This window comes from Pectobacterium peruviense (assembly GCF_003312355.2).
Lineage (GTDB): Bacteria > Pseudomonadota > Gammaproteobacteria > Enterobacterales > Enterobacteriaceae > Pectobacterium > Pectobacterium peruviense.
Map to the genome: position 1 here is coordinate 416118 of NZ_CP161826.1, position 18108 is coordinate 434225.

The 18108-nt window shown below is 54.3% G+C and carries 14 protein-coding genes; 9 read left to right on the forward strand and 5 right to left on the reverse strand.

Annotation, left to right across the window (positions count from 1 at the left end; genetic code table 11):
• Positions 1-35: 35 nt before the first annotated feature.
• From DUT67_RS01865 to envZ, 9 genes are all read left to right on the forward strand, one after another.
• Positions 36-2240, forward strand: coding sequence for a TonB-dependent siderophore receptor (locus tag DUT67_RS01865; RefSeq protein ID WP_113632653.1), 2205 nt, complete (start codon positions 36-38; stop codon positions 2238-2240).
• A 41-nt stretch (positions 2241-2281) separates the two neighbouring features.
• On the forward strand, positions 2282-3685 hold the full coding sequence (locus DUT67_RS01870) for a Y4yA family PLP-dependent enzyme (protein ID WP_113632652.1): 1404 nt from the start codon (positions 2282-2284) through the stop codon (positions 3683-3685).
• A 14-nt stretch (positions 3686-3699) separates the two neighbouring features.
• Positions 3700-4716: a PLP-dependent cysteine synthase family protein gene (locus tag DUT67_RS01875; protein ID WP_048262789.1), complete on the forward strand. Its 1017-nt coding sequence runs from the start codon at positions 3700-3702 to the stop codon at positions 4714-4716.
• Between the two features lie 10 nt (positions 4717-4726).
• Entirely contained in the window at positions 4727-5884 is a 1158-nt protein-coding gene (locus tag DUT67_RS01880; protein ID WP_113632651.1) for an NAD/NADP-dependent octopine/nopaline dehydrogenase family protein, read from the forward strand.
• 73 nt (positions 5885-5957) lie between these two features.
• Positions 5958-7208 carry an MFS transporter gene (locus tag DUT67_RS01885; RefSeq protein ID WP_113632650.1) on the forward strand — a complete coding sequence of 417 codons (1251 nt, stop codon included), beginning with the start codon at positions 5958-5960 and terminating at the stop codon, positions 7206-7208.
• Positions 7201-8352, forward strand: a complete 1152-nt coding sequence (locus DUT67_RS01890; protein ID WP_113632649.1) for an ABC transporter substrate-binding protein — start codon at positions 7201-7203, stop codon at positions 8350-8352. Before DUT67_RS01885 ends, DUT67_RS01890 begins: the two co-directional genes overlap by 8 nt.
• Before the next feature lie 62 nt (positions 8353-8414).
• Complete coding sequence (locus tag DUT67_RS01895) at positions 8415-8825, forward strand: ParB N-terminal domain-containing protein (RefSeq protein ID WP_113632648.1); 411 nt, start codon at positions 8415-8417, stop codon at positions 8823-8825.
• Between the two features lie 329 nt (positions 8826-9154).
• Positions 9155-9874 (forward strand): two-component system response regulator OmpR, encoded by a 720-nt coding sequence (gene ompR, locus DUT67_RS01900; RefSeq protein ID WP_005969424.1) that lies wholly within the window; start codon positions 9155-9157, stop codon positions 9872-9874.
• The gene (gene envZ / locus DUT67_RS01905; RefSeq protein ID WP_113632647.1) at positions 9871-11232 is read left to right on the forward strand and encodes a two-component system sensor histidine kinase EnvZ; all 1362 of its coding nucleotides are present in this window, start codon (positions 9871-9873) and stop codon (positions 11230-11232) included. The genes ompR and envZ overlap by 4 nt, the downstream gene beginning before the upstream one ends.
• Before the next feature lie 385 nt (positions 11233-11617).
• On the opposite strand, the gene pckA is transcribed toward envZ, so the two are convergent.
• The 5 genes from pckA to DUT67_RS01930 form a co-directional block, all read right to left on the reverse strand.
• Positions 11618-13237 carry a phosphoenolpyruvate carboxykinase (ATP) gene (gene pckA / locus DUT67_RS01910; RefSeq protein WP_048262780.1) on the reverse strand — a complete coding sequence of 540 codons (1620 nt, stop codon included), beginning with the start codon at positions 13235-13237 and terminating at the stop codon, positions 11618-11620.
• 197 nt (positions 13238-13434) lie between these two features.
• Entirely contained in the window at positions 13435-14304 is an 870-nt protein-coding gene (hslO, locus tag DUT67_RS01915; RefSeq protein ID WP_048262778.1) for an Hsp33 family molecular chaperone HslO, read from the reverse strand.
• A gap of 26 nt (positions 14305-14330) precedes the next feature.
• Positions 14331-14741: a ribosome-associated heat shock protein Hsp15 gene (gene hslR / locus DUT67_RS01920; protein ID WP_113632646.1), complete on the reverse strand. Its 411-nt coding sequence runs from the start codon at positions 14739-14741 to the stop codon at positions 14331-14333.
• A gap of 117 nt (positions 14742-14858) precedes the next feature.
• On the reverse strand, positions 14859-15545 hold the full coding sequence (yrfG, locus tag DUT67_RS01925) for a GMP/IMP nucleotidase (RefSeq protein ID WP_113632645.1): 687 nt from the start codon (positions 15543-15545) through the stop codon (positions 14859-14861).
• A gap of 126 nt (positions 15546-15671) precedes the next feature.
• The gene (locus DUT67_RS01930; RefSeq protein WP_113632644.1) at positions 15672-17819 is read right to left on the reverse strand and encodes an intracellular growth attenuator family protein; all 2148 of its coding nucleotides are present in this window, start codon (positions 17817-17819) and stop codon (positions 15672-15674) included.
• Positions 17820-18108: the final 289 nt, after the last annotated feature.

Consider the following 18108-nt stretch of genomic DNA (forward strand, 5'->3'; position numbering starts at 1 on the left):
TTTCAATCCTCATTTTGAGATGGATAACTTTGTTGATGAACGCCAGGAAGAACTTCACGCCGTCTACCGGGAAGCGCCATTTTCCCATTCCTTCTACGTTGGGCGTCGCCATAACGGCGGCAATCGCTATGCTGAGCGGAATCGCGATACCCGTGCAGGCGGCAACGGGAGAACGCGATGATTCCACTATCGTGGTGGAAGCCAAAGACGCCGAGGCTGTACAGGGGCTGGTGGCGGGCGGCATGTCGGCGCGATCGTCCAGTACCGGGCTGCTGGGCAAAAAGGATGTCATGGATACGCCGTTTAACGTCAGCAACATGACCTCATCGTTTATTGAAAACAAACAGGCACAGACGCTGGGGCAGGTAGTGGCACATGACGCCTCAGTGCGGGTGAGCAGTTCGCAGGGCGGTCTGCTGGATTCTTACTACATCCGCGGTTTCCCACTCAACGAAGGAAACCTGAGCGATATCGCCATGAACGGCGTCTACGGTGTTGCGCCCAACTATCAGTTGATGACCGACTACATTGAGCGAGTGGAAGTCCTGAAAGGACCGTCGGCGCTGCTGTATGGGCTGTCCCCGAACAGCAGCGTGGGTGGTGTGATTAACGCCGTCACGAAACGCCCGACCACCGTAGGTAACCTGACTCGCCTCACCACCAGCTGGCAGTCTGATTCCCAATTCACGCAGCATGCGGATATTTCCCGTGTCTATGCGCTGGACAATAACAATCTGCTCGGCGTGCGCTTTAACGGTAACTATGGCTACGGCGACACGGTGTGGGACGGCAGCGACAAGCGCACACAGGTCGGCGCACTCGGGTTGGATTTCTCATCAGAACGCTTCCGTGCCACGTTGGATCTCATCACTCAGCACCTGAAAACGCGCGCGCCGTCTCGCCCCTATTCGTTCGCGGCGGGGGTGACGGTGCCTGATGCGCCAGATGGCAACACCAACATTTCCCAGCCGTGGGGATTCTGGCATTCCAAAGATCAGTCGGTGCTGCTGCATACCGAATACGATCTGGCGGATAACGTCACCTGGTTTACCGATTTAGGCGGTTCCAGCGCACACGTGAGCCGACTGTCAGAGCAGGTGCCGCAGGTGACGAATAATAATGGCGATGTGAGTTCCGCCGTGGGGAATTATCGCTTTACTACCAGTCGCTATACGCTGGCGACGGGTGTTCGCGCGGATGTGGAAACGGGCTCGGTGACGCACAAGCTGTCGGCACAGACCAGCTACTATCGCGATCGTCAGGCGACCGGTATCGGCAACGGAACAGCAATTAACTCGAATATTTACAATCCGGTTTCTTCACCTGCACAAAATGTCGCTGCTCCGCCAAGCGCGTATAAACGCTCTTCTACTGCGCTTTCAGGTATCGCGTTGGCGGATACGCTTGGCTTCTGGAATGATGCGCTGCAAGTCACAGGTGGGCTGCGTTATCAGCAGATCAAGTCGGACAACTTTGTTCCCGGCAATAGCGCACCTTCATCGTCTTACGACAAAAATGCGATAACGCCGATGGTGGGTGTAGTAGTTAAACCCTGGCAGCACGTCTCGCTCTATGCCAACTACATTGAGGGGCTGAGCAAAGGGGATATCGCGCCAGCGAATGCAAGTAATCCGGGGCAGGTACTTGCTCCGTATAAGAGCAAACAGTATGAAGCCGGGGTGAAAGTGGATGCGCTGGGAACGATCTCTACGCTGAGCGTTTTCCAGATCACCAAGCCAAGCGGCGCACTGGTTAACGGTACGGGTAGTGAGTTTGTTACAGCTAACGAGCAGCGCAATCGGGGTATCGAACTGGATGTGGTTGGTTCACCGCGGGAGGATCTGCGTCTGACCGGCGGCGTGATGCTGCTGGATGCCGAGCTGACCAAAAGCGTGACGCCGGGTGCGCAGGGCAAGCGCGCGCCGGGCACGTCGCGTTTTCAGGCTAACGCCGGGGTGGAATATGACCTGCCGTTCCTGCGCGATCTGACGCTGAACGCCAACGTCATCCATAACGGGAAGCAGAACGTCAACACCATCAATACCCAGTCTATTCCTTCCTGGACCACCGTTGATTTCGGCGCACGTTACAAGACGCGAATCTATAACGCCCCTACCACGTTCCGTGCCGATGTCCTTAACGCCTTTGACCGTAATTACTGGTCTGGCGTGACGTCATTCAGCACGGTATCGCAAGGAACGCCGCGGACGCTGATGCTGTCCGTGGCGGTTGATTTCTAAGGATAGGTATTTTTCAGGAACCGAACGTTAAGGAGATAGCGATGAGCAACCTGTTTAGCTTTGCCGCAGTGTCTTCCCCCGCTGTCACGCAGGCCTACTGGCCTGAGAGACTGACGCCTTATCTGGATAGTGAGATTGAGCAGTTCCTTTTCAACTCGCCGCAAAGGCTGTCATGGCTGGTTGAGCAGTATGGGTCGCCATTGAATATTGTCTGGCCGCACACTGTCGCCAACAATATCGAGGCATTGCGAACCGTGTTGCAGCGTCACGATGTGGACTGTCGCCTGTACTACGGCGCGAAGGTGAACAAATCGCCGGGGCTGGTACAGGCGGCCGTCAACGCGGGCATCGGCGTGGATGTCTCCAGCTTGCAGGAACTGAAAGATGCGCTGCGGGCTGGCTGCGACGGCACGCGGCTGTGCGCCACCGGTCCGGCCAAAACGCGCGAGTTTCTGACTGAGTTGGTTCATCATCGCGCGCTCATCGTGCTGGATTCGCCAGAAGAGTTCGACGACGTGCTGGCGCTGGCGGCGTTGTTACGCGTGACGAAACCGGTGCGGGTACTGCTGCGCTATCGCCCATCGTTCACACAGGCCAGCCGTTTTGGCATGCTGGCCGATGAGGTCATGCTCTGTCTGGAGACGTTAAGCACCAGACAGGATGTGCTTCATCTTGAAGGCTTCCATTTCCACCTGGGTGGCTATGCTCCCGATACCCGAGTGAGCGCATTGGCTGAGCTGTTGCCATTACTGGAGCGGGCGCGGTCACGGGGTTTGCAGCCCGCGATGATTGATATCGGCGGTGGATTGCCGATTCAATATCTTTCGGCTTCTCGCTATCAGGCATATTTGGCGGAGCAGAATGAGGCGGATTACCGCCACGGTCAGGTGCCGACCTCGTTTTACCCGTACGGCGGCGAGCGCTCGGCAGCCGACTATCTTGAGGCATTCTTGTCAGCCTCAATTGGGCAGTATTGCGTGGCGGACATACTGAAACAGTATGGCCTGATTCTGGCGATTGAGCCGGGGCGCAGTCTGGCCGACCAAAGTGCGATTACCGTGTTTCGCGTCACGCGTACGCGCCGCCAGCCGGATGGCAACCACGTCGTGTTTGTCGAAGGTAGCAGCTTTAGCGCGTGCGAGACCTGGTTTAACTCTGAGTTTTTGATTGATCCTCTGCATGTTTTTTCCGTCAAAAAAGACACACGTCCGACGCCGGGTAAAGCCTGGATCGCCGGACACAGCTGTCTGGACGACGATGTCATTACGAACCGATTGATTCATTTTCAAACCGTGCCGCAGCCAGGCGATTTACTGATTTACGCGAATACGGCGGGATACCAGATGGACCTGCTGGAGAACGCGTTTCATCGACATCCGCTGCCTGCGCGCCTGTGCGCTTTCAAAGGTAAGAAAGGTGAGCTGATTTTTTCCAGTGATAACTGAAATGGAGCAGAACCATGATCCTGAATAAAGTAACTGATTTGATTGGTAATACGCCCGTTATACAAATTCCCGTCCCCTATGGGGATACGCGTTTGTTTTTAAAAGTGGAGAAGAACAACCCCGGCGGCAGCATGAAGGATCGCATGGCGAGAAATATGATTGTCGCCGGACTGAAGTCAGGAAAAATCCGTCCCGGCGGCACGATTGTCGAGTCGTCATCGGGTAATACCGGTATCGGGCTGGCTCTGGCGTCGATTGAATACGGTCTGCGCTTTATTGCCGTGGTCGATCATCATGCGGCACAGGACAAGATTGCCATCATGCGCGCGCTCGGCGCGGAAATTCGCTACGTCTCCGGCGACTACGGTGAAGATGAGGTGGCGGTGGTGGAGCGCCAGCGTATGGCGGCACAGCTGGCGGAGGAGATTCCCGGCGCGGTGTTTATGAACCAGTCGGATAACGCGGCGAATGCAGGCGGCTATGCCGATTTTGTCCGCGAGTTGTTCAGCCAGATTGGCAAGATTGACGCGTTTGTCGGCTGCGTAGGCACGGGCGGATCGATGACCGGCATTTCGCACGGCCTGAAAGTCCATAACCCGGATATTGCGACCATTGCCGTTGAGCCGGTTGGCTCTATCGTCTTTGGCCACCCCGGTAAGCCCTACTATCAGTCCGGCACCGGTACGCCAGCAGGGGACACCGTGGGGCTGGTACTGGATTACAGCTGCATCGACTATGGCGAACAGGTTTCAGATGCACAAGCGTTTGAAACAGCACGCTATGTCGCACGGAATTACGGACTGCTGGTCGGCGGTTCGACGGGCGGGGTGATCTATAAAGCGCTGGAGTTGATCTATCAGGATCGTATCGGCGGCAACGTCGTATTGGCGATCGCCGACGGCGGTGAGAAATACCTGCACACGGTGTTTAACGAAGAGTGGCTGGCGGCGCGTAACCTCACGGACAGCAGTGTGTGGCACGATCTGGATCGCTGGCTGGGCAACGCGATTTCTCTGGAGCAGGCAAGCTAAGGAGTCAAGGATGCGCGAAACGCTAAGCGGGCAGCCGCTTAACGTGGTGATTTGCGGGGCCGGTAAAACCGGCCATCTCGCCACGGTACTGTTTAAGCAACTGCCAGACGTCAAGGTGACGCTACTCGGCAGCCATCCCCGTCTGCCGGAAGCCTACCAGCAGCACGGTAAACGGCTACACGCGCTGCTGCCGGATGGCGAAACGCTGACCGCCACGCCGGATGGCGTGACCTGCGACCCGGCGGAAGCTTGCCGCGACGCCGACGTCGTGATTATCACCGTTCCCGCCAACTTCCGCGCCGATCTTCTGGCACGGATCGTTCCCCATTTGCCCACCGATAAGCCGGTCTATGTTGGTGCGATCCCCGGTTTTTGTGGTTTTGACTGGCTGGCCGAACGTGAGCTAGCTGCGCGGCCGAATGCGGTGATTTGGGGAATGAAGGACGTCGCGCACATTGCGTTTGATTTAGTGCCGGGACAGTCGATCAAGATGGGCGGCGAAAAGGCCACGCTGTATGTCGCCACGCATCGGCGCGAAACCGCTACAAGCCAGCAGGCGCTGATGGCGCTGTTGCAACGGCTCTATTCTACTCCCGTGGTGCTGTTGCCGGATTATCTGGAGATCACACTGACGCCGGGTAACCCGATTATGCACAGTGCAGTAATTTATGGCCTGATCGGCCCTTACGGTCAGTGGCATGCCCGATCGTTCCTTCAATCGCTGTGCTGGTGGAATGATTGCCCTGAACTGGGGGCATATTATCTGGAACGTATGGATGAAGAGAATCAGCGGCTGTGTGCGGCGTTGGAGACGCGGCTTGGCGTGCGGCTGAATTCGGTACTGCCGCTCAAGCAGGAGATTATCGATGCTTATGGCGATCAGATTGCTGATGCGCACACGATGCTCTCGGTGTTGCGTACCAATCAGGCCTACCACGGCATCGGTCTGCCGTTGCGAAAGCATAACGCTGGCGGGTACGTGTTTGATACCCAGCACCGCGTGTTTCAGGAGGATATCGCCTATGGGCTGAGCCTGTTAGTGACCCTTGCGGAGAATTTAGCGGTTAACGTTCCGTACATTGAGGAAGTTTATCGGTGGTGCAGCGATTACATGGGCGTGTCCACGCAGGATCGACCCGACTATTTCCCGCCGCACGGGTTGAGATGATGGGATTGGGCAAAATGATGACAGTGGCTGAATTAAGGCAGAATGACACCGTGGAACCAGAAGGAATTGACGCATGCGCTTGACCGGACAGGTCGCGTTCATCATCCACTTTATGTTTGTTGTACAACTGGCGGCGATGGGGGCGATGGAGATGAGCGGGCCGTTTTGGCCGCTGCATCTGGAAAGCATGTCGTCCGGTGCTGAACTGAGTGTCGCGGGGATTGCCGTCTACGTCGGGCCGATGTTGGGGATTATGCTGACCAGCGCCTTCTGGGGACGGATGGGCGATCGCTTGGGCAACAAAGCCATGATGGTCCGCGCACTGTTCGGGCTGGCCTTGACCCAACTTGGGCTGGCGTGGGCAAATGATATCTGGACGATAGTTGCGCTGCGTTTTATTCAGGGTGCCTGTGCGGGTTATATTGCGCCCGCGCAGGCGTATGGCGTCGCGGTGGTCAGTCCGTTACAGCGCACGCGGCTATTTGCCTGGCTTCAGGTTTCTACCAACGTGGGATCGCTGCTGGGCGCGATTGTCGGTGGGCTGATTCTCGATTATCTGAACTTCTTCTGGATCAACCTGAGTGCCGCGATCCTGTGCGCGCTGTGTGGCATCACCGTAGCGCTGTTCCTGCCGCATGTTACCCCCGTGACTCCTGCCGTTCCGACCGCGGAGGCTCAGGAGAAAAACATTCCCCGCAAACGGCTCTGGGCGCTGTCGCCGATTCCCGCCCTGTTGCTGATTTCTGGCCTGTTGCTGACCAGCCGCATGATTCCGCAAACGCCGTTTTCCCTCTACATGGACGACTTCTTTCAGGTAGATAAGTGGGTTATCGGTCTGTGTTATGGCTTGCAGGCGACCGGGGTGATCGTCTCTGCGTCATTGTGGGCGCGCTATTTTGAAGACCTCTCGCTGTCGCAGACGCTGAGCCGCCTATGTGTGGTCATGCTGGCCTGCGCCATCGTGACATTGACCGCTGCCACGATGCTGAATATTGCGATTTTCATCCCGCTTTATTTCCTGTGGGGTGTGCTGCTTGGGGCTACCACGCCGGTTCTGATGGCGCTGATTTCGCGTGCGGCGGGTGCAGGGCAGCAGGGTTATATACTCGGCGTGGCGCAAAGCGTCAGCCAATTTGCCTCGATTCTTGGCATTTCTTTGGGCGGATTAGTTCTCTATTCCCCCGGACTACGTTCGCTATTCTTCTGCGTTGGCGCCGCGTATCTGGTGACCTTACTGGTCGCTCTGATGCTGCTACGACGTCTGCGGATACAGGCGGAAAAACATGACTCTCTCTCGACGAAGGGAAATATCGAAAATGTTTAATCGTTGGAAGCGGCAGTGTCGCCGTCCGTTATTCCTGAGTGCACTGCTGATGGCATTCCTGTCGCCGCTGGCGGGACAGGCTGCGCAAACGTCAACCGTCGTCAAGGATGTGTTGGGACGCGAAGTGAGAGTCAACACGCCGGTGCAGCGCGTGATGCTGGGTGAGGGGCGGCAGCTTTATCTGGTCGCTATGCTCGACAAAGAAGATCCGGCGAAAAGAATTGTTGCCTGGCGGCGCGATCTGATTCAGTCCGATCCGGCAACGTGGCATCAATATCGCGATCGTTTCCCTCAACTGGCGACGATCCCGACGTTTGACGGTACGGAGAAAGGCACGTTTGACGTGGAGCAGGCGGTGTCACTGAAGCCGGACGTCATCATTATGAACATTGAGGCGCAGCGGGCGATTGTCGATGCGGGTTACGACCGGATATTGGACAGCGTCGGGATCCCGATCGTCTACGTTGATTTCCGCTATCACCCGCTGGAAAACACCGCGCCAACCATGCGCCTGCTCGGCACGCTGTTTAATCAGGAAGCGCGTGCCGAAGCCTTTCTCGCATTCCGTGAGGCGCAGCTAAAACGCGTTTCCGACGTGTTGGCAGCGAAATACCCGCGTTCTCCGCGCGTGTTCATTGAGCGACTAGGTGGCTACACCGATGAGTGCTGCCTGACGTTTGGTCGGGATAACTTCGGTAAGTTCGTGCAGTTGGCTGGTGGCGACAACGTGGCCGCGAAAAACGCGCCGAATACCTTCATGCAAATGCATCCAGAACAGGTGATTGTGGAAAACCCCGAGATCGTGGTGATCACCAGCGGCAACTTTGAAGCCTTCGTGCCCGGCGGCCGCTGGATTGGGTTAGGGCCGGGGCAGGATATGGCGGAAGGGCGCAAGCGGCTTGAATGGTTTCTGGGGCGTCCGGCCTATACCAACACCATCGCTAAACAGAAACGTGCATTCCATGCCATTTGGCATCAGTTTTATAACGGCCCGTATGATTTCATCGCGATTCAGCAACTGGCTGAGTGGTTTCACCCAGACTTATTCCGCGATCTCAACGCGGATGACACCTTCCGCCAGCTTCATCAGCAGTTTTTACCGGTTGATTACCAGCCGGGCTACTTCGTCAGTCTTGCGCCGTAAATGAGAGGCAGCGCTGGCGTCATGTCGGCGCTGCACGTAACCGTTACGTCAGGAGGTGGAGAATGTTTGAAAGTATGACCTACCATATTGCCCTTACGCCCGTGCAGTTCCTGTTGCCCTCGGAAAATGTCGATATGTCGAACGTGGAATGCCTGATGGAGGACATTTGTCGCTGTGGCTGCTGGACGACGCCTGTGCCGATAGAGAAAGAAACGGGGATTATCATGGACGGCAACCATCGGCTACGTGCGGCCACCGAGCTGGGATTAAAGCATATTCCTTGTGCGCTGCTTGATTATGACGATCCCCGCGTGTCCGTTTACCACTGGAAGACTGGGCAGCCTTTTTGTAAGAATCTGATCATGCAGACGATTGTGACGGAAAAGAGCCTGTTTCCCTACAAAACGACGCGTCACCTTTTCCTGCCCGCACTGCCGTCGGTGAGTGTTGTGCTTGATGAACTCATGCGCTAGTCACCTCTTGCGTTAACCGCTTCACGCTGTCGTTCTGAGTCTGGGCGGCAGCGCCCGCTGCTTCTCTTTTCTCCTGTTTTGCCGCCACGGTGCCTTTTTATTGGCGGCGGCGTTACTATAATCTTCGTAAACGACAATCTTCGCTAACCACAACCTGCATAAATCGCCGATGATTTTATGACTGACAGCACAGGAAATGATTGATTACACGAATTTTAATATGCTTTGTAACAATTTTGCCTAGAATGTATACCAGAAACGACTGTCAGTAATTCGTGTGTTTCTGAACAATAGCAGCGTCGGCGCTATTACGCCTTTGGAGAAAGAGAATGCAAGAAAACTATAAAATTCTGGTTGTAGATGACGATATGCGTTTGCGTGCGCTGTTAGAACGTTATTTGACCGAACAGGGTTTTCAGGTACGTAGCGTAGCGAATGCTGAACAGATGGACCGTTTGCTGACCCGAGAATCCTTTCACCTCATGGTGTTGGACCTCATGCTGCCGGGCGAGGATGGGTTGTCCATCTGCCGTCGTTTGCGCAGCCAGAGCAACCCGATGCCGATCATTATGGTGACGGCGAAAGGGGAAGAAGTGGATCGTATCGTCGGGCTGGAAATCGGCGCGGACGATTATATTCCTAAACCTTTCAACCCGCGTGAACTGCTGGCTCGTATCCGTGCCGTGCTGCGTCGTCAGGCGAATGAACTGCCGGGTGCGCCATCGCAGGAAGAAGCCATTATCGCGTTTGGCAAGTTCAAGCTGAATCTGGGCACGCGCGAAATGTTCCGTGATGATGAACCGATGCCATTAACCAGCGGTGAATTTGCCGTGCTTAAGGCGCTGGTAAGCCACCCGCGTGAACCGCTGTCTCGCGATAAGCTGATGAATCTGGCTCGTGGTCGCGAATACAGTGCGATGGAGCGTTCCATCGACGTACAAATTTCTCGCCTGCGTCGCATGGTGGAAGAGGATCCGGCGCACCCGCGTTATATCCAAACCGTGTGGGGTCTTGGCTACGTATTTGTCCCGGACGGCAGTAAGGCATGATGCAATGGCGCTTTTCTCCGCGCAGCTCATTTGCACGGACATTGCTGCTGATTGTCACGTTATTGTTTGTCAGTTTGGTCACCACCTATCTGGTGGTGCTCAACTTCGCTATTCTGCCGAGTTTGCAGCAATTTAATAAGGTGCTGGCATACGAAGTAAGAATGCTGATGACGGACAGTCTGCAACTGGAAGATGGCTCCACGCTTGAGGTGCCACCTGCGTTCCGGCGTGAGATTTATCGCGAATTGGGTATATCGCTGTACACCAATGCAGCGGCGGAGGAAAGCGGCCTGCGTTGGGCGCAGCACTACAAGTTTCTGAGTGATCAGATGGCGCAACAGCTGGGCGGCCCAACGGATGTGCGGGTTGAAGTCAGCAAAAACACGCCGGTAGTGTGGCTGAAAACCTGGCTGTCACCGGATATCTGGGTGCGTGTTCCCCTCACTGAAATTCATCAAGGCGATTTCTCGCCGCTTTTCCGCTATACGCTGGCGATTATGTTGCTGGTGATTGGCGGTGCATGGCTATTTATTCGGGTGCAAAACCGGCCGCTGGTTGAGCTTGAACATGCGGCTTTGCAGGTCGGTAAGGGCATTATTCCGCCGCCTCTGCGGGAGTATGGCGCGTCTGAAGTCCGTTCTGTGACGCGCGCCTTTAACCAGATGGCCTCCGGCGTGAAGCTGTTGGCCGATGATCGCACGCTGCTGATGGCGGGCGTCAGTCATGACTTGCGTACGCCGCTGACGCGCATTCGTCTGGCGACTGAAATGATGGGCAAAGAAGATGACTACCTTGCGGAGTCGATCAATAAGGACATTGAAGAGTGTAATGCGATTATTGAGCAGTTCCTCGACTACCTGCGTACCGGTCAGGAAATGCAGACGGAAGTGGCCGATCTGAATGCCATTATGGGCGAAGTGGTCGCGTCAGAGAGCGGTTATGAGCGTCAGATTGACAGCGATTTTGCTACTGGTGAGCTGCTGTTGCGCATCAGTTCGCTCTCGATAAAACGTGCGGCGCTGAATCTGGTGGTGAATGCGGCGCGTTATGGTAACGGCTGGATCAAAGTCAGTACCGGACGTGAGCTACAGCGTGTGTGGTTCCAGGTAGAAGATGACGGCGAAGGTATCGCGGCCGATCAATTACAGCACCTGTTCCAGCCATTTGTTCGCGGCGACAGCGCACGAACCACCAGCGGAACAGGGCTGGGTTTGGCGATTGTGCAGCGTATTATTGATGCGCACAATGGCGTGTTGGATGTTGGCACGAGCGAACGCGGTGGGCTCTGTGTCCGCGCGTATTTGCCGCTGCTATCGGAAGCCTTGGTTGCGGATAACGGTGCCGTAAAAGAGTCATAAGCCTAATGCCGATCGTTTAAGAACCGAGATACACGGAGCGACCACGGGGCGAGGTGTCCCTGCGGGAACCTCATCCCCGTGTTTCTCCTAAAATGAGGCTTAGGCTACCAGCGTTAGTCATAAGCCTCTTCTTAAGTTCTACAATAGCAAAAGGCGCGGAATCTGCGCCTTTTGAGGTCACGAATAAAGTCCGCCGAGCGGTAGTAACGGATAGATCGTAAAGACGCTGTGAACACATCCCTGTGCGCTCGGCTTGCGCCATCCTTGGCGCAAACGCTTTACTCTTCTATTCCGTTACTACCGTTTTCGTTTGGCAAATAGATTTTTCGACGGCCTGAAGGCGCGAAATCCGCGCCTTTTTTACATACATTTGCTGGCGAGCGGTTTACCGCTTCGGTCCTGCTTTCACCAGCGCGGCACCTGCTGGCGCATCGGTGTATTTATCGAAGTTGGTGATAAAGCGCTGCGCCAGATCGTCTGCTTTTTCCTGCCACTGTTCGATGCTCGCATAGGTGTCACGTGGATCGAGAATGTCAGGGTTGACGCCGGGCAGCGAGGTCGGGATCGCCAAATCGAAGACTGGCAGCGTCTGCATTTCTGCATCATCAATGCTGCCATTCAGAATGGCGTCAATGATCCCTCGCGTATCCTTGATTGAGATACGTTTGCCGCTGCCGTTCCAGCCAGTGTTCACCAGATAGGCTTGTGCGCCTGCCGCCTTCATTCGTTTCACCAGCACTTCTGCGTATTGCGTTGGGTGCAGCATCAGGAATGCCGCGCCAAAGCAGGCGGAGAAGGTTGGTGTCGGCTCCGTCACGCCGCGCTCAGTTCCCGCCAGTTTGGCCGTAAAGCCGGACAGGAAGTGATACTGCGTCTGATCGGATGTCAGGCGAGAAACAGGTGGCAACACGCCGAATGCGTCCGCCGTCAGGAAGATCACTTTGGTTGCGTGACCCGCTTTGGAGACCGGTTTAACGATATTGTGAATGTGGTAAATCGGGTAAGAGACGCGGGTATTCTCGGTTTTGGAACCATCGTTAAAGTCCACGTTGCCGTCTGCCAGCACCGTGACGTTTTCCAGCAGTGCATCGCGTTTGATGGCACCGTAAATATCCGGCTCCGCTTCTTTGGACAGCTTGATGGTTTTGGCATAGCAGCCGCCTTCAAAGTTGAAGACGCCGTCGTCGTCCCAGCCGTGCTCGTCATCGCCAATCAACTGGCGTTTCGGATCGGTAGAAAGCGTGGTTTTACCCGTACCGGACAGGCCGAAGAAGACCGCCACATCGCCTTTTTCGCCGACGTTTGCCGAGCAGTGCATCGAGGCGATGCCTTTCAGTGGCAGCAGGTAGTTCATGATGGAGAACATCCCTTTCTTCATTTCGCCACCGTACCAGGTGCCGCCAATCAGCTGGATGCGCTCTGTCAGGTTGAACGCGACAAAGTTCTCAGAGTTCAGCCCCTGTTCCTGCCAGTTCGGATTAGTGCATTTTGCACCGTTCATCACGATGAAATCTGGTTCAAAACCTTCCAGTTCTTCATCGCTCGGACGGATAAACATGTTTTTGACGAAATGCGCCTGCCAGGCTACTTCCGTCACGAAACGCACGCTGAGGCGGCTGTCTGGATTAGCACCGCAGAAAGCATCGATGATGAACAACCGCTTGCCAGACAGCTGCGTGGTGACGAGTTCTTTCAGGTGCGTCCAGGTTTCCTGGCTCAATGGCTGGTTATCGTTCTTACCTTTTCCTTGATCGGACCACCACACGGTGTCGCGGGTAACGTCATCGCGCACGATGTATTTGTCTTTCGGGGAACGGCCGGTAAAGATGCCGGTATCAACGGCTACTGCACCCAGTTGGGTTTCGATGCCGCGTTCATAGCCTTGTAGGGTAGGGGAGCGTTCTTCTTTAAAAAGCAGTTCATAGCTGGGATTGTAGACAATATCGCGGACATCATGGATTCCATAAGCAGCCAGGGCTTGCGGGGTAATACCGTTGATCTGCATGTTGCTACTCCTCAAGTTATAGTCGTACTACTAAACATTGTAGGGAGTGAGCTTATTTTAACCGCGATAGCAATCATAAAATTAAATAAATTCATTAATAACTTTGCTTATTTAGGGTGTTTGAAAAATAATCACGGCGGTTTACAGGTGGGGAAATAAGCAAAATAAAACGGGTACTGTCGTACCCGTTAAAAAGATTAATGCAACAGATTTCCTGATGAGTCGTGCCGAATAGCACGGATGTCCAGTGAATTAAACAGGTAGTGTGTGCCACAATAATCACAGTGCATATCGATTTCACCGTCCTGCTCGATCATCTCATTGATCTCCTGATCGGACAGCGTCATTAATGCATCAGCACAACGATCGCGTGAACAGTGACACTGGAATTCGACATCTTGCGGTTCATATACCGTAACCTCTTCCTGATGGTAAAGGCGGTACAGCACCTCGTTGGCAGGTAGGGTAAACAGCTCCTCGGCTTTGACTGTCGTGGTGAGCTGCGCCAGATGATCAAAATCATTCCGGTCGGTATCCTGCGCAGGCAGTACCTGTAGCAGCATGCCAGCGGCGACCGGATTGCCTTCGTGCTGTCCGGTACGGATAAACAGCCGCGTCGGCAACTGTTCGGACTGCTGGAAATAGCTTTCCAGACATTCAGCAACGGTTTCACCTTCTAAGCCAACGACGCCTTGATAACGTTCGCCGTCGGTCGGCGTAATCGTAATGACCAGATAGCCATTGCCGACCATCTCTTTCAGCGAACTGCCCGGCGTGATATCCCCTTGCAGACGGGCAACGCCGCGCATCTGCTGCTGGTGGTTACCGTTAATCACTGCCAGTTTCAGTGGGCCATCGCCCTGAAGCTGCACGGTAATATCGCCGCTGAATTTCAGCGTTGCTGTCAGCAAGCTGGTAGCAACCAGCATCTCGCCCAGCAGTGTTTGCACCGCTTCTGGATAGTCGTGGTTGGTCAAAATACGTTGATACGTCTCGTTAACTGTCACCAATTCGCCACGGACGGCATAATTCTCAAACAGATAACGATGTAGTTGGTCGTGAGCCATAATATTTTCTCGTCTTAATACGGCGATTAGTCTTGATCGCTGTATTTAAATTTAATCAGATCGCGTCGCTCTTTTTTATCCGGGCGGCGATCGGGATGTGGCATCGTCAGCGCATTCATTTTCCGCGCCTGCGCCACCTTTTCTCGTTTCTCTATGCTTGCAGCCGTTTCCTGATACAGCGCCTGCGCCTCTGCCGCACTTCTGCGCTGGCCGCTGACGGCCACAATGATCACGGTGCGTTCATCATTTCCCTGACGCAGTTTAATCTCGGCATTCAGCTCGACCTGTTTGCTCGGTTTACCGCGTTGCCCGTTATAGTGCACTTTGCCACCGTCGATCATCTCGCGGGCGATTGCTCGGGTTTTATAGAAACGGGCGGCCCAGAGCCATTTATCCAGACGAACGGCGTCGTCAGCCTGCTCGGTAACTTTCGCCATAAATCCCCTGATTACCCTCATGCTGATCGTTTAAGGATCGCGTTACCGGGGGCGACCACGGCGCGAGGCATCCCTGCGGGAACCTCATCACCGTGTTTCCCCCTCAGGCCACTTACATCACCTTGCGTTAACGGAGTGACGCAGGGCTGGTAGGAATGCAAGATAGTCATTCATTGACGGGTGTTGCAGGAATGCCTTTTCCTGCTGACCGGAGTCTGGGTTACGTACACCCAGACAGTAATGGATGCCGAACGTCTTCGCGGCATCCAGAATCGGCTCGCTGTCATCCACGAAGAGTGTTCTGTCGGGGTTGAAGCCAGTTTGCTGCTGTACGGCCTGCCACAAACGCTGATTCTCTTTCGGATACCCATAAGTATGGGTGGAAAGCAATAAATCAAGGTGCTGATCCAGCCCTGTGTGTTCGATTTTCACAGCCAGACTGTGTGGATGCCCATTGGTCAGCAGAATCGTCTCCTTACCGCACTCGCGCAGCGCCGCTAAAAACGGCGTGGTGTCATCGCGTAATCGGGCCTGCGTGCCGATATCTGTCGTCATTTGATAGATATCCAGATCGAGACGTTCTGACCAGTAATCGAAGCAATACCAGTTTAGCGTGTGCTGAACCGCCTGATACTCTTGCTTGATAAGCTGATGTGCCTGCTCAAGGCTGATTCGGCGTTTTTCACTGAGCGACTGCGGTACCAGTTGAAGCCAGAAATAGCTGTCAAACGCCAGATCGAGCAGCGTGCCATCCATATCCAGTATCACGGTGTCGATGTCGTGCCAGTTAACGTGGGGGTTCATAACGACTCCAGATGTCGCGTCGTGCTATAGGGGTGAGAAGCAGGAGACGCGCGATGCAATAGTGACAATAGTGACGAGAAACCGATTCCGCTAGGTTAGCATAACCGCCGAGAGGGCACGATGCTGTTAGCGGGGTAGCAGGGGGCGGTGATCTGGGAACGAATCGGCCATCATATTGAAGCGTGAGGCGTAATAACGCTGAATATCGGTAACCCGTTTCTGGCTTTTACGCATTTTAATCCCCGTCAGAACCGCATTAATGATAAACGTCGCGGAAAAGAGCAGCAGCAGCAGGCAACTGCCGAGGTAGCGCCAGACGGTAATGACATCGGGTTCGCTATGCAGGCTGATGTGCTGCGTTCCGTTAGCATCGGTATTGAGCTGGGTGATGACGCCCGCGGCATTAAACGGCGTATGCAGCAGCATGGCTGAAAGCCGCTGAAGCTCCTGCCACTGATCCGATGGACGATATTCATTGAGCGGCATCGGCGGGAGCGGATAGTTAACGAACTGCCGACCTTCGTCGCTGCGAATCAGGAATCCACCGGGAGGCGGGCTGTTCAGCGACTCTGTCGCGTTATTGATTTCCTGATAGAAGAATTGATCGGTGGAACTGTTGACCAATGACTCCAGCGTTTCGGCGCTAACGGCGGGCAGCACGACATTCATGCCTTTTAGCTTGCCGGAATCGGCGTCTCGTACCAGCGTATTCCAATTTTTGACGTCGCTCAGATTCACCAGCGCATTTTTAAGGCGAGAGCAATCGTTTTCCTGTTTACACAAATCTTGTGTTCTCAGAACGACTTCAGCGAAGTTCTTCAACAAAATCAGTCCTGATTTCTGGATCGTGGACGCTAATTGAGAATTGACCTGACCTTCTTTTTCCGCTTGCGGATGAAGTTGGCTGTTGACGGATTTAAGCAAAGCGGAGGCTTTTTCAATGGTTTCAGACTCTGGTAATGGCAACGGCGTGGCTTTGTTCCAGTAAATGGCGGAGCAGTCGAAAGGGCTGAACGCGTAGGAGGACGGTGCTGAGACGGGATGAATCCCTGCAGGCACATAGCACATACCATTACCGCGAACGGCCAGCGTGTCGCCAATACGGAGCTGGGCTTTTTCCAGATCGCTGACCTGCATTACCTCAATTCGCTGTGCGCCTTGAAGCCAGGCCAGACTGAGTTTTAACGGCAGTTCAAGCTGTACGTTAGTGACCAATAAAATCAGGCTGAGCAGCGAACCCGCGGCCAGCAGCAGATTTCTGCCCCAGCGCTGTAGCGGAAAATTTTTCACTTCATCATGCAGTGAAAGGTACTCTCCCTGACGGATCACCTGACGGTTGAGATAGATATCTACGTCCGTTTTTCGACCCAGATCCTGCGTGATATAGGGCTGCCAGTGGGGCGGGTAGATCAGATCGATATTACCAAGAGAGATATTGCCGAGCGGGCCCTGATTAGATTCGCCAAACAATCCTAAACCTTGCGGCGTGCCGTGGAGGCAATGTACATCCCGCAATTCCTGTGCGGACGGCGACCGGAAAAGCTGCCACAAACTCCAGCCTGCTAACAATGATGCGGCGCCGATCAGCCAGGGGAGCAGGGCAATGGGGCTATTCAGGCTAATGAACAGAAGTAGAAAGGACAGGCAGAGCACGGCCGTTTCTTTCAACCCTCGGGAATGGTGCATTGCGTGTTCTTCACGCGTTTCTTTGCGGATGGTGACCAGCTCCGCATGTTCATTGCCTTCCTGACGGATGGAAGCATTTGGCACAGGGATTTCAGCTGGCAACGGAGCCAGCGGACGATCGTCGAGGCATTCGGTTAGCGAGTGTCCGTTCAGAGATATAACCAGCGGGATCGAGCGTGTCTTAATCAGTTCGACGGTATTGTTTTCGGTGATGAACTGTTCCCAACTGGGTGGCAGATGAATTTCTTGTGTATCAATGTAGTAGCGCCACTTATTCTGAACATCGGTGCTCAGGCCGTAACGTGTAATCGTATGGGTTATAGGATAAACCCGATTACTTTGCAGGGAACGCGGTAATTTTGGCTGTGCATTGGGAGTATCAAGCGGCGTGGTTTGCTGACTATTTTCTTGAGCCAGATAACGCTCTACGGCGATCCGCTCATCTTCAGTTAACCGACGGGGAAGCGATTGCGAAACGGGTAAGGGTGGCGCGGACAGGAAACGGCGTCGCATACGGTAGCCGACAAGACCTCCGATAACGATCAGACAGGCAAGCAATATCGCCAATATGGTAAATATTGTGCTCATGTCATCTCCATTCCAAAACGCGATGCTCCCTGTTCTCGTCGGAGTTTAACAAAATTATACAATCGATGATAACCCGTATGGCATTGTTTTCTTAGATTAATAACGTAATTGTGAATAGAATTAATCGCATAAGGCGATGATAGTAACAAGCAAAAAATGTCTATTGAATGAGGATAATCCTATTTTTTTTAAGTTATTGACTTTTGGCGGTGGTTTCTCATACAGGATGTATCTTGCATGTTGCTCACACGTAAATTCATCGTCACGATAGTTGCAGCGAAGGTGACTG